Source organism: Pseudomonas abieticivorans (assembly GCF_023509015.1).
Taxonomy (GTDB): Bacteria; Pseudomonadota; Gammaproteobacteria; order Pseudomonadales; family Pseudomonadaceae; genus Aquipseudomonas; species Aquipseudomonas abieticivorans.
The window spans coordinates 3,919,590-3,932,089 of sequence record NZ_CP094975.1 but is presented as its reverse complement, the minus strand read 5'-3'; the positions used below and the strand labels follow the sequence as shown (position 1 = coordinate 3,932,089).

Sequence of the window (12,500 nt, the reverse complement as noted above, 5' to 3'; positions counted from 1 at the left end):
TTATGCGTCGCGCCCTGCTCTTCGCCCTCGCCCTGCTGACATTGCCCGTGCATGCCGCAGAGCTCAAACCCTTTACCGCCAGCTACACCGCTGACTGGAAGCAGCTGCCCATGAGCGGCACCGCCGAGCGCAGCCTGACCAAGGGCAACGACGACACGTGGACCTTGAGCTTCAAGGCCTCGATGATGATCGCCAACCTGTCCGAAGACAGCACCTTCACCGTCGACAAGGACGCGCTGCTGCCCAAAACCTACCACTTCGAACGTGGCGGCCTGGGCAAGACCAAGAAGATGGACCTGGACTTCGATTGGTCGCAGAAAATGGTCACCGGTACCGACCGTAATGACCCGGTCAAGGTCCCGCTCAACCGTGGCATGGTCGACAAGTCGACCTACCAACTGGTGTTGCAGCGTGACGTGGCTGCCGGCAAAAAGAGCATGAGCTACCAGGTGGTGGACGGCGGTGACGTCGACACCTACGACTTCCGCGTACTGGGCACCGAGCAGGTCGAAACCAAGGCTGGCAAGGTCGATGCGATCAAGGTCGAGCGCGTGCGCGACCCGACGCAGAACAAGCGCATCACTGTGCTGTGGTTCGCCAAAGACTGGGATTACCTGCTGGTTCGCCTGCAACAGGTGGAAACCGACGGCAAGGAATACAACATCATGCTGCAAGACGGCACGGTGGCGGGCAAGGCTGTCAAAGGCAGCTGAACCTGAGGTGGATTGGCAAAAAGCCCGCAGCGATGCGGGTTTTTTTGTGCCTGGCGATGTTCGCGCCCGTAGGAGCGGATTCATCCGCGAAGGCCGCGCCACGGTAATACCCGATACACCGCGAACAGCCCCGAACAGGTTCCCCCTGCAAACATGACAAAAGTTTCACATACCCCTTTAGTCGTGCGACAAAGCGTCGCAGCCCAGCAACCACGGGGCTTTCAGGATTCCGGCATTTTTCGCAAGAAACCCTTTCCAAAATCGGTCGTTTACTTAGCAAGCTACCAAATTATATAAAAGAGCCCTGCAGAGCCTTGCTGCAGCAAATACCGAAATTGGAGCTTTCAAATGACTGTTAAAGTAACCGAACGCGACGATTCACACATGTCCCACGAAGGCCTGGCTGCCGGTATCCGTATCTGGGACGTGCATCAACAAGACATGCTGGTAGGGATGTTCCACAACGAGAACGACGCCCACAGCTATAAGCAAGAGCTGGAGATTCTGGAATCCCAGCGCCATCAAGAATAAGTCATCTTTTCCACTGCCATTAAAAAACCCCGCTTCGGCGGGGTTTTGTTTGTCACCACATCAGATCGTCAGGGATCTGGTAGGCCGCATACGGATCATCAGCATCCGGCGCCTCGGTTGCTACGTTCAGCAGCACGATACGTTGTGGGTCGCGCTCCTGGATCTTCAGCGCGGCCTCACGCGGGATCACCTCGTAGGCGCCGCCGTGGCGCACGATGGCCAACGAACCACTGCTGAGCTTGCTGCGCATCAGGCTGTTGACCGACAGGCGCTTGACCTTTTTGTCGTCGACGAAGTTGTAGTAGTCCTCGGTGGTCAGCTTGGGCAGGCGCGACACCTCGATCAATTGCTTGACCTGGGCGGACTTGGCCTTCTGCTCGGCTTTCTCCTGCTGCTGGCGGTTGAGTTCCTGGTCACGCTTGACCTTCTCGGCCATCGCTTCCTGAGCCAGGCGCTGCTGGGTGTCGTCGACCTCGACCTGGCCCTTTTGCTCCAGGCGTTTCTGCTTTTGCTGGGTCTTGCTGACCTGCTTGACTTGCTTCTGGTTGACCAGACCGGCTTTCAGCAATTGGTCGCGAAGGGAGATGCTCATGGTGCTCTGCTCACTTACTCAACGGGCTCAGCCACAGCTGGGCAGGTTCTTTTCCTGACGTTTGGCTTCGCCCCACAGGGCGTCCAATTCTTCGAGGGTGCAATTTTCAATGGGACGCAGGGTATCGCGCAATGCCTGTTCGATGAAACGAAAGCGTCGCTCAAATTTCCGGTTGGCGCCACGCAGGGCGTTTTCCGGGTCGACCTTGAGGTGACGGGCCAGGTTGACCACCGAAAACAGCAGGTCACCGACCTCATCGGCCAGGGCCGCGCTGTCATTGTCAGCCATCGCCTCCAGCACTTCATCCAGCTCTTCGCGCACCTTGTCCAGCACCGGTAACGCCTGGGGCCAATCAAAGCCCACGCTGCCCGCACGCTTTTGCAGCTTGCCGGCGCGGGCCATGGCCGGCAGGGCCACGGGTACGTCATCCAGCAATGACAGCTGCTGGGGGGCCACGGCCTTTTCGGCGCGCTCCTGGGCCTTGATCTCGTCCCAGCGCAGCTTGACCTGCGCTTCGCTGAGCTTGGGCACATCCAGTGGCGCGTACAAGTCGCCCGTGGGGAACACGTGCGGGTGGCGGCGGATCAGCTTGCGGGTAATGCTGTCGACCACGCCATCGAACTCAAACCGGCCTTCTTCGCGCGCCAGTTGGCTGTAATACACCACCTGGAACAGCAGGTCGCCCAACTCACCCTGCAAATGCTCGAAGTCGCTGCGCTCGATGGCGTCGGCCACCTCGTAGGCTTCCTCCAGGGTGTAGGGGATGATGCTGGCGTAGGTTTGCTTGATGTCCCAGGGGCAACCGTACACGGGGTCGCGCAAACGGGCCATCAGGGCAAGCAAGTCTTGGAGTGTGTACATGGAGTCTCCTTTTGGTCGCAGCCTCGAGCGTTAAGCTGCAAGCTGAAAGCCGCGTACATCAGCTCACAGCTTGCAGTTCACAGCTGCGCCTCAAGGCGTCCTGTTACGCCGCGTCTCGATAATGTTCGGCAACTGCGAGATGCGCCCCAACAACCGGCCCAGCGCATCAAGCCCGGGAATCTCGATGGTCAGGGACATCAGCGCGGTGTTGTCTTCCTTGTTGGAGCGGGTGTTCACCGCCAGCACGTTGATGCGCTCGTTGAGCAACACCTGGGAGACGTCACGCAGCAAACCGGAACGGTCGTAGGCGCGGATGATGATGTCCACCGGGTACGTGAGCACCGGCACCGGGCCCCAGCTGACCTGGATGATGCGCTCAGGCTCACGCCCCGACAGTTGCAGCACCGAGGCGCAGTCCTGACGGTGAATGCTCACGCCGCGGCCCTGGGTGATGTAGCCGACGATGGCGTCGCCCGGCAGTGGCTGGCAGCAGCCGGCCATTTGCGTCATCAGGTTGCCCACGCCCTGGATCTGGATGTCGCCGCGCTTGCCGGGCTTGTAGCCGGTGGCCTTGCGCGGAATCAGTTCCAGCTGTTCGTTGCCGCGCTCCGGTTCGACCAGTTGCTGGGCCGAATTGACCAGGTGCGCCAGGCGCAGGTCCCCTGCCCCCAGTGCCGCGAACATATCCTCGGCGGTCTTGTGATTGGCTTTTTCGGCCAACTGCTCGAAGTCCACCTGCGGCAGGCCCAGGCGGCTGAGTTCGCGCTCAAGCAAGGTTTTGCCAGCGGCGACGTTCTGATCGCGTGCCTGCAACTTGAACCAGTGGACGATCTTGGCCCGCGCCCGCGAGGTGGTCACGTAGCCCAGGTTGGAGTTCAACCAGTCGCGGCTTGGCGTGCCGTGCTTGCTGGTGATGATCTCGACCTGCTCGCCGGTCTGCAGGCTGTAGTTGAGCGGCACGATGCGCCCGTTGATCTTGGCGCCACGGCAATTGTGGCCGATCTCGGTGTGTACCCGGTAGGCGAAGTCCAGCGGGGTGGCGCCCTTGGGCAGGTCGATAGCGTGGCCGTCGGGGGTGAACACGTAGACGCGATCGGGCTCGATGTCCACGCGTAACTGTTCGGCCAGGCCGCCGATGTCGCCCAGCTCTTCGTGCCATTCGAGCACTTGGCGCAGCCAGGAAATTTTCTCTTCGTAATGGTTGGACCCGGACTTGACGTCGGTGCCCTTGTAGCGCCAATGCGCACACACGCCCAGCTCCGCCTCCTCATGCATGGCATGGGTGCGGATCTGCACCTCCAACACCTTGCCCTCAGGGCCGATCACCGCAGTGTGCAGCGAGCGGTAGCCGTTTTCCTTGGGGTTGGCGATGTAGTCGTCGAATTCCTTGGGGATGTGCCGCCACAGGGTGTGCACGATACCCAGCGCGGTGTAACAGTCGCGCATTTCCGGCACCAGCACGCGCACTGCACGCACGTCGTAGATCTGGCTGAACTCCAGGCCCTTGCGCTGCATTTTGCGCCAGATCGAATAGATGTGCTTGGCGCGGCCGCTGATATCGGCCTTGACCCCGGTGGCCAGCAACTCGTTCTGCAATTGGGTCATCACGTCGGTGATGAAGCGCTCGCGATCCAGCCGCCGCTCGTGCAGCAACTTGGCGATCTGCTTGTACTGATCGGGCTCCAGGTAGCGGAAGGACAGGTCCTCCAACTCCCACTTGATATGACCGATGCCCAAGCGGTGGGCCAACGGCGCGTAGATGTCGAACACCTCGCGGGCGACACGGTTGCGCTTTTCTTCGTCGGCGTTCTTCACCGCGCGGATCGCACAGGTGCGTTCGGCCAGCTTGATCAGCGCCACGCGCACGTCGTCGACCATGGCCACGAGCATCTTGCGCAGGTTCTCGACCTGCCCCTGGCTGCCCAGCACCAGCGACTGGCGCGGGCTCAGGGACGCGCTGATGGCGGCCATGCGCAGCACGCCGTCCACCAGTTTGCTGACCACCGGGCCAAAGCGCTCGCTGACGTCGGCCAGGGTCACCCGGCCTTCACGCACGGCGCGGTAGATGACCGCAGCCACCAGGGTGTCCTGGTCCAGCTTGAGGTCGGCGAGGATTTCGGCGATTTCCAGGCCAGCCTGGAAACACGAAGTCCCGTCGGCCCAGGAATGCTTGGCCGTGTTGCCTTGTTGCTCGGCCACCAAGGCGAATTCGCAGGCGGTCTTGAGGGCCTCACGGTCCAGCGCCAGATCGACACTGACGATATGATCGAGCCATGCATCGAGATTGATACTGCCGTCGGTGTTGATCGGCTGGTGTGCTCTCACCTGTACCATCTTTTACCTTCCCTATGACGCGTTGCTAACGCGCCCACAGTCGCTGGTTCGGACCTTCGCTGGGCTGGCGAAGGGCTGCTTTTCAAGCACCAGTCGGATTAAACGAGCGTCCTAGCTCGCTTCAAATAACGCCATCGCCTCGACATGCGCGGTTTGCGGAAACATATCGAGAATTCCGGCACGTTTTAACCGGTAGCCCTGCTTGATCAATTCGACCGCATCGCGAGCCAAAGTTGCCGGGTTGCAGGACACATATACCAATCGCTTGGCACCCAGGGCAGACATCCCTCGCACCACCTCAAACGCACCGTCTCGCGGTGGGTCCAAGAGTACCGCACAAAAGCCTTCTACAGCCCAATCGCTGCCCGCCAGGGGCTGCGATAAATCGGCTTGAAAAAAACGCACGTTATGCAAATTATTACTGACGGCATTCGATGCAGCCCGATCCACCATGGCCTGCACACCCTCGACCGCCACCACTTCGCGCACCTGGGTGGCCAGCGGCAGGGCGAAATTGCCAAGCCCACAAAACAGGTCCAGCACCCGCTCATCGGCCTGCGGCGCCAGCCAATCCAGCGCCTGGGCGACCATGGCCGTGTTGACGGCGGCGTTCACCTGGACGAAATCGCCCGGGCGGTAGGCCAGCGTCAGGTGCCAGGGCTCCAAGGCAAAGCCCAGGGGCTGGTTGGGGTCCTGCGGCGCCGGCTCACCGTCGCCATGCAACCACAGCTGTGCGCCGTGTTCGGCGCAAAACTGTTTCAAGACGTTTAGATCATGATCGTTCAACGGCGCGGTATGGCGTAGCAGCACGGCCAGTGCCGTACCGGCAAACAATTCAACGTGCCCAATGACTTGCGGCTTGCTGAAGCGGCGCAACAGCTCAGGCAAGCCACGCATGATTGGCTGCAAGGGCTGTACCAACACCGGGCAGTCGTCGATGGCGACGATGTCCTGGCTGGCCTTGGCACGAAAGCCCACGTCCAGGCGTTTGGCCTTGACGTCCCATCGCACGGCGATGCGGGCACGGCGGCGGTAGCCAAGCTCGGGGCCGACCAAAGGCTGTGCCCACTGTTCGGGCACGATGTTGCCGGCGCGCTGCAATTGCTCGGCGAGCATGCGCTGTTTCAGGGCCAGTTGTTCATCGTGGGGCAGGTGCTGCACGCTGCAGCCACCGCACACATCGGCACGCGCGCAAGGTGCGGGCCGACGCATCGGGTTGGCTGCATGCACTTTTTCGGTGCGCGCCTCCACCACTTTGCCATGGGCGTTGAGCACGCGCACATCGACGTCTTCACCGGCCAGGGCACCCGTCACAAACCAGGTGCGCCCCTCCAGGAAGGCCACGCCGCGGCCATCGTTGCTCAAGCGTTCGATGGTCAAACGCTGCTTCTTGCCCGTCGGCACTTGCACGGCACGCTGACCGCCTGCGGGTTGAAAGCGCAGGCCGGTGGGTTTCTTAGCCATCAGTTGGGCGCATCGAAAATGCCGCTCGACAGGTAACGGTCGCCACGGTCGCAAATGATCGCCACGAGGGTCGCGTTCTCCAGTTCCTGAGACAGGCGCAACATCGCTGCCACTGCGCCGCCCGAAGACACGCCACAGAAAATGCCCTCTTCGCGAGCCAAGCGACGGGTCACGTCTTCAGCCTCGCTCTGGGCCATGTCGACGATGCGATCGACGCGGTCGGCCTGGTAGATTTTGGGCAGGTATTCGTGGGGCCAGCGGCGGATGCCGGGGATGGCCGAGCCTTCCATCGGTTGCAGGCCAACGATCTGCACCGCCGGGTTCTGCTCCTTGAGGTAGCGCGACACGCCCATGATGGTACCGGTGGTGCCCATTGAGCTGACGAAATGGGTGATCTGCCCGCCGGTTTGGCGCCAGATCTCCGGGCCCGTGCTCACGTAGTGGGCCTCGGGGTTGTCGCCATTGGCGAACTGGTCCAGCACCTTGCCATGCCCCTGGGCCTGCATGCGCTCGGCCAGATCACGGGCGCCTTCCATGCCCTCCTCGCGGGTGACCAGGATCAGTTGCGCGCCGTAGGCGGTCATCGCCGCCTTGCGCTCGGCGGTGGAGTTGTCCGGCATGATCAGGATCATCTGGTAACCCTTGATCGCCGCGGCCATGGCCAAGGCAATGCCGGTGTTGCCGGAAGTGGCCTCGATCAGCGTGTCGCCGGGCTGGATCTGCCCACGCGCCTCGGCACGGGTAATCATCGACAGCGCCGGGCGATCCTTGACGGAGCCGGCCGGGTTGTTCCCTTCCAGCTTGAGCAGCAAGGTATTGGTGGTGTCACCGGCCAGGCGCTGCAAGCGCACCAGCGGCGTGTTGCCGACGCAATCGGCGATGGTAGGGTACTGCAGGGTCATGGCGTATTCGCAATCCGGACTGCGGGGGGCACTATCATACCGGCAAACGCCGCCAGCCCATATCACGCAAAGTGCGCGCCTTATCGCTTTCAGCTATAAGCGGCATTCAACAACAGGTTCAAGCGCAGCCCGTTGCCGCCGTTCTGTGCCCACAGGCGGCCACCCTGATGGGCCACGGCATTGCGCGCGATGCTCAGGCCCAGGCCAAAGCCGCCGTGGCCGGGCCGCGAGCCGTCCAGGCGGATGAAGGGGTCGAAAATCCGCTCAAGGTCGGCCTCGGCCACCCCGCCGCCTTCGTCTTCCAGCCACAGGTGCCAGGTGCTGCCGGTGCGACGCCCCTGCAAGGTGACCCGACCACCGGGCGGCGAATGGCGGATGGCATTGCGCAGGATGTTCTCCATAGCCTGGGCCAAGCTGTTGAGATTGCCCTGCACCCAGCACTCGGCGGGCACCGCGCATTCCAATTGATGCGCGGGCCAAGCGCTTTCGAACCGGGCGTCCTCGGCCACCATTTCCCACAGCGCCTGCACCTGGATCGCCTCCTGGGCCTGCGGCGTGCGCTCGGCGTCCAGCCAGGCCAGTTGCAGGGTGTCCTCGACCAGGCGCTGCATGCCGTCCACCTCACGGGCCAGGCGAGCGCGTAGGCCACCCAGTTCCTGTTCACTGTCGCAGGCCACCCGCAAGCGGCTCAGCGGCGTGCGCAGTTCGTGGGACAGGTCGCGCAGCAGTTGCTGCTGCAGGGCCACGGTGCTTTGCAGGCGCTCGGCCATGTGGTCGAACGCCCGGCCCAGTTCACCCAGTTCGTCCGGGCGGCTCACGGTTTGTCGCGACAGGCGTTTATGCAGTTGATCGGCACGCCAGGCATTGGCCTGTTCGCGAAGCTGGTTCAAGGGGGCGATCAGCATGCGGTACAGGCCTACGCACAACAGCACGGTAAACAGCCCCGGCACCAGGCCCGTGATCAGGATGTGCCAGACCAGCGCGTAGCGCCCAGGCTGGAACCGCTCGGGCAATTGCATCACCACCGCGCCCAGGGAGGGATCGTTGGGAAAGGGGATTTTCAGCCACGGCGGCGTGGTGGAGTGGCGGCTGACGGGCCAGTCCAACCCACGCAGAAACGTCAGGCGCTGGGTCTGGGCATCGCTCAATGGCACGCTGCCCAGCGCTTGCAGGTCGCGGCCGATCACCCCGACAAAGGCTTTTTCGCGCGCCCCCATGCCGGCCAGCCAGGCGTCCAGCGCCGGCTCGCCACCGCGGGTCCAGGCCTGCTCCGCTTCCCCGGCGTAAGCGCCCAGGGCGGTGCGTGCCTCGCGTGACAGGAAAGCGTTCTGGGTTTCCGCGTAGCGCCCCCACGACAGGCTCAACCAGATCATCAACAGGCAAAACCCCACCAGCAGGGTCACAAGCTTCCAGAACAGTGAATGCTTGCCCGGCATCACTTACTGCTCCTCGGCGCAGGCCGTGAGCACATAGCCCTTGCCCCACACCGTGCGAACTTGACGCTCCAGGTAGCCCATGGCCTTGAGCTTGCGGCGGATCTGGCTGACGTGCATGTCCAGGCTGCGGTCATGCTGGGCGTAGCCGCGCTGCAACACGTGCTGGTACAGAAACGCTTTACTCAACACCTCTTCGGGGTGGCGATCGAGGGTTTCCAGCAAGCGATATTCACTGCGTGTGAGACCCGCGTACTGACCGCCCAGGCACGCGTCGAACAGCTCGGCATCCAGGTGCAGGTCATCCAACGGGGCCATCGTGACCGCTTCTGGTTCACTGCGCCGGCGCTCCATCGCCACCCGGCGCAGGATGGCTTCCACCCGCACGTGCAGCTCGTCGACGCTGAACGGTTTGGGCAAATAGTCATCGGCGCCGCGCCGGAAGCCATTGATGCGATCGCTTTCCGAGCCCAGTGCCGACATCAGGATCACCGGCGTGGCCGAGCGCTCGCGCAGATGCTGCAGCACGTCCAGGCCGTTCATGCCGGGCAGCAGCACGTCCATCAGCACCACGTCGAAGGCCTGGCCGCGGGCCAGGGCCAGGCCATCCCGGCCGTCCTGGCACCAGGTCACCTGAAAACCGCAACGGCCCAACTGCTCGTGCACGTACGCGCCGAGGACAGGGTCATCTTCGATGGCCAGTATGGTGGGGGGCTGCATGATCGCGGGACTCATTGGCGTCTGCTAGTAATTCTCAATCATGAATTATTCTTCATTGAGCGTCATCCGGCAACCGTCGCCCGACACAAAGCCCATCAAGTGAGTGCGCTGGCGCCTCAGTCGCGGTATTTTCCCCGGCATACACGTATTCATGGCCAGGGTCGGGAGACAGGGCGTGCTGAGAAAATTGGGGATCAAGGGCCGCGTGGTGCTGCTGGCGCTGCTGCCGGCCAGCCTGATCGCGCTGCTGCTGGGCGGCTATTTCACCTGGCTGCAACAAAACGAACTGCAGTCGCAGTTGTTGCGCCGTGGCGAAATGATCGCCGAACAGTTGGCCCCGCTGGTCGCCCAGGGCCTGGCGCATAACGACGCGCAACTGCTCGAACGCATTGCCACCCAGGCTCTGGAGCAGGCCGACGTGCGCACCGTGTCGTTCCTGGCGCCCGACCGCACGCCGTTGGCCCACGCCGGCCCGAGCATGCTCAACCCGGTGCCGGTCGGCAGCAGCACGCACTTGCTGCAGCGCACCGGCAATGACGCCACCCGCTATTTGATGCCGGTGTTCGGCCACCACCGCGACCTGGCCGGCGACGTCGTGCCCAGCGAAGAGGACCGCCTGCTGGGCTGGGTGGAAGTGGAACTGTCCCACGACGGCACCCTGCTGCGAGGTTACCGCAGCCTGTTCGCCAGCTTGTTGCTGATCATCACCGGGCTGGTTGCCACCGCGGCCCTGGCGCTGCGCATGAGCCGCGGCATCAACGAGCCGATCCGGCAGATCAAGCACGCGGTCACCCAACTCAAGGACGGCAACCTGGAAAGCCGCCTGCCGGCCTTGGGCAGCCACGAACTGGACGAACTGGCCGCCGGGATCAACCGCATGGCCGAAACCCTGCAAGGCTCCCAAGAAGAATTGCAGCACAGCGTCGACCAGGCCACCGAGGACGTGCGCCAGAACCTGGAAACCATCGAGATCCAGAACATCGAACTGGACATGGCGCGCAAGGAAGCCCTGGAAGCCAGCCGCATCAAGTCTGAATTCCTCGCCAACATGAGCCACGAGATCCGCACTCCGCTCAACGGCATCCTGGGCTTTACCCACCTGCTGCAGAAAAGCGAGCTGACCCCGCGCCAGTTCGACTACTTGGGCACCATTGAAAAGTCGGCCGGCAGCCTGCTGGCGATCATTAACGAGATCCTCGACTTCTCCAAGATCGAAGCCGGCAAGCTGGTGCTCGACAGCATCCCGTTCAACCTGCGCGACCTGTTGCAGGACACCATGACCATCCTCGCCCCGGCCGCCCATGCCAAAGACCTGGAGCTGGTGAGCCTGGTGTACCGCGACACGCCGCTGTCGCTGATCGGCGACCCGCTGCGGCTCAAGCAAATACTCACCAACCTGGTCAGCAACGCGATCAAGTTCACCCGTGAAGGCACCATCGTCGCGCGGGCCATGCTCGAGGACGAAAACGAAGACGGCGTGCAACTGCGCATCAGCGTGCAGGACACCGGCATCGGTTTGTCCAAGCAGGATGTGCGCGCGCTGTTCCAGGCCTTCAGCCAGGCCGACAACTCACTGTCGCGCCAGCCGGGCGGCACGGGCCTGGGCCTGGTGATTTCCAAGCGCCTGATCGAGCAGATGGGCGGCGAGATCGGCGTCGACAGCACGCCCGGAGAAGGTTCGGAGTTCTGGGTCAGCCTGCGCCTGCCCAAGGCCCGCGACGATGTCGAAGACCTGCCAGCGGCACCGTTGCTGGGCCGCCGCGTGGCCATCGTCGAAAGCCATGAACTGGCGCGCCAGGCCTTGCAGCACCAACTGCAGGACTGCGGCCTGGAGGTAATCCCCTTCGCCAACCTGGAAAAACTCAACGTTGGCATTACCGCCGCGCACCTGGCCCACCACCCCATCGACCTGGCGGTGCTGGGCATTACCCACCACGAAGTGGGCCCCACCGTCCTGGCTCAGCACCTGACGGACATCGAGCAACAAGGCTGCCATGTGTTGGTGCTGTGCCCGACCACCGAGCAGTTGCTATTCCAGGCCGCGGTACCCCATCACCACAGCCAGTTGCAGGCAAAGCCTGCCTGCACGCGCAAGCTGCGCCGCAGCCTGAGCGACCTGATCAACCCCAAGCGGCTGCGCAGCGAGCTCCACGAGCCGCTGGGCAACCGCGCACCCAAAGTGCTCTGCGTGGACGACAACCCGGCCAACCTGCTGCTGGTACAAACCCTGCTCGAAGACCTGGGCGCCGAAGTGCTGGCGGTGGACACCGGCCTCGCTGCGATCAAAGCGGTGCAGGACGACAGCTTCGACCTGGTGCTGATGGACGTGCAGATGCCCGACATGGATGGCCGGGAGACCACCGAGAAGATCCGCCTGTGGGAAAGCGGGCATTCCGGCACGGCGCTGCCCATCGTGGCGCTGACCGCCCATGCCATGGCTAATGAAAAGCGCGCGCTGCTGCAAAGTGGCATGGACGATTACCTGACCAAGCCTATCAGCGAACGCCAGTTGGCCCAGGTGGTGTTGAAGTGGACCGGCCTGGTGCTGCGCCAGCACACCAGCGAAAGGCTTGAGGAAGTGCCGGTGCAAGCCAGCGAGCCGTTGGTGCTAGACCCCGAGGAAGGCCTGCGCCTGGCGGCCGGCAAGGCCGACTTGGCCGCCGACATGTTGGCGATGCTGCTGGCATCGCTGGACGAAGAGCGCGTGGCCATCCGCGAAGCCCGCGACAGCCAGGACCAGACGGCGATGATCGAACGCGTGCACCGCCTGCATGGCGCCACCCGTTATTGCGGGGTGCCACAGTTGCGTGCAGCGTGTTTGCGCAGCGAGACCTTGCTCAAGCAGGGGGACCCCACGGCCATGGTGGCGCTGGATGAGTTGGAAATAGCGATTACGCGGTTGGAAGAGCAGGCGCGGGAGAGTGCCTGAAAGGCCTGGGTCACCGGTTCG

At 63.1% G+C, this 12,500-nt stretch carries 10 protein-coding genes; 3 read left to right on the top strand and 7 right to left on the bottom strand.

The features are described 5' to 3' along the window. Nucleotides 1-2 precede the first annotated feature (2 nt). Together L9B60_RS18050 and L9B60_RS18045 are read left to right on the top strand one after the other, a co-directional pair. Nucleotides 3-713, top strand: a complete 711-nt coding sequence (locus L9B60_RS18050) for a DUF3108 domain-containing protein (RefSeq protein WP_249672113.1) — start codon at nt 3-5, stop codon at nt 711-713. A gap of 348 nt (nt 714-1,061) precedes the next feature. Continuing rightward, nucleotides 1,062-1,244, top strand: coding sequence for a hypothetical protein (locus tag L9B60_RS18045; protein ID WP_249672112.1), 183 nt, complete (start codon nt 1,062-1,064; stop codon nt 1,242-1,244). Nucleotides 1,245-1,296: 52 nt separating this feature from the next. Here the strand turns inward: L9B60_RS18045 and L9B60_RS18040 are convergent, their stop codons facing one another. The 7 genes from L9B60_RS18040 to L9B60_RS18010 form a co-directional block, all read right to left on the bottom strand. Continuing rightward, nucleotides 1,297-1,836 (bottom strand): DUF2058 domain-containing protein, encoded by a 540-nt coding sequence (locus tag L9B60_RS18040; RefSeq protein WP_249672111.1) that lies wholly within the window; start codon nt 1,834-1,836, stop codon nt 1,297-1,299. Nucleotides 1,837-1,863: 27 nt separating this feature from the next. Continuing rightward, nucleotides 1,864-2,697, bottom strand: coding sequence for a nucleoside triphosphate pyrophosphohydrolase (gene mazG, locus L9B60_RS18035; protein WP_249672110.1), 834 nt, complete (start codon nt 2,695-2,697; stop codon nt 1,864-1,866). Nucleotides 2,698-2,787: 90 nt separating this feature from the next. Further along, nucleotides 2,788-5,031 (bottom strand): GTP diphosphokinase, encoded by a 2,244-nt coding sequence (relA, locus tag L9B60_RS18030; protein ID WP_249672109.1) that lies wholly within the window; start codon nt 5,029-5,031, stop codon nt 2,788-2,790. A gap of 111 nt (nt 5,032-5,142) precedes the next feature. Then, on the bottom strand, nt 5,143-6,495 hold the full coding sequence (rlmD, locus tag L9B60_RS18025; protein ID WP_249672108.1) for a 23S rRNA (uracil(1939)-C(5))-methyltransferase RlmD: 1,353 nt from the start codon (nt 6,493-6,495) through the stop codon (nt 5,143-5,145). After that, complete coding sequence (cysM, locus tag L9B60_RS18020; protein WP_249672107.1) at nt 6,495-7,397, bottom strand: cysteine synthase CysM; 903 nt, start codon at nt 7,395-7,397, stop codon at nt 6,495-6,497. Before cysM ends, rlmD begins: the two co-directional genes overlap by 1 nt. Before the next feature lie 89 nt (nt 7,398-7,486). Continuing rightward, nucleotides 7,487-8,833, bottom strand: a complete 1,347-nt coding sequence (locus L9B60_RS18015; protein WP_249672106.1) for a sensor histidine kinase — start codon at nt 8,831-8,833, stop codon at nt 7,487-7,489. A 3-nt stretch (nt 8,834-8,836) separates the two neighbouring features. Then, on the bottom strand, nt 8,837-9,565 hold the full coding sequence (locus L9B60_RS18010) for a response regulator transcription factor (RefSeq protein WP_249672105.1): 729 nt from the start codon (nt 9,563-9,565) through the stop codon (nt 8,837-8,839). Nucleotides 9,566-9,725: 160 nt separating this feature from the next. On the opposite strand from L9B60_RS18010, the gene L9B60_RS18005 reads away from it, so the two are divergent. Next, nucleotides 9,726-12,479, top strand: a complete 2,754-nt coding sequence (locus tag L9B60_RS18005; RefSeq protein ID WP_249672104.1) for a response regulator — start codon at nt 9,726-9,728, stop codon at nt 12,477-12,479. Nucleotides 12,480-12,500: the final 21 nt, after the last annotated feature.

What these genes read in the sequence shown, in the direction of transcription:
- L9B60_RS18050 (WP_249672113.1), top strand. Translation starts at nt 3, where the DNA reads ATGCGTCGCGCCCTGCTCTTCGCCCTCGCCCTGCTGACATTGCCCGTG.
- L9B60_RS18045 (WP_249672112.1), top strand. Translation starts at nt 1,062, where the DNA reads ATGACTGTTAAAGTAACCGAACGCGACGATTCACACATGTCCCACGAA.
- L9B60_RS18040 (WP_249672111.1), bottom strand. Translation starts at nt 1,836, where the DNA reads ATGAGCATCTCCCTTCGCGACCAATTGCTGAAAGCCGGTCTGGTCAAC.
- mazG (WP_249672110.1), bottom strand. Translation starts at nt 2,697, where the DNA reads ATGTACACACTCCAAGACTTGCTTGCCCTGATGGCCCGTTTGCGCGAC.
- relA (WP_249672109.1), bottom strand. Translation starts at nt 5,031, where the DNA reads ATGGTACAGGTGAGAGCACACCAGCCGATCAACACCGACGGCAGTATC.
- rlmD (WP_249672108.1), bottom strand. Translation starts at nt 6,495, where the DNA reads ATGGCTAAGAAACCCACCGGCCTGCGCTTTCAACCCGCAGGCGGTCAG.
- cysM (WP_249672107.1), bottom strand. Translation starts at nt 7,397, where the DNA reads ATGACCCTGCAGTACCCTACCATCGCCGATTGCGTCGGCAACACGCCG.
- L9B60_RS18015 (WP_249672106.1), bottom strand. Translation starts at nt 8,833, where the DNA reads ATGCCGGGCAAGCATTCACTGTTCTGGAAGCTTGTGACCCTGCTGGTG.
- L9B60_RS18010 (WP_249672105.1), bottom strand. Translation starts at nt 9,565, where the DNA reads ATGAGTCCCGCGATCATGCAGCCCCCCACCATACTGGCCATCGAAGAT.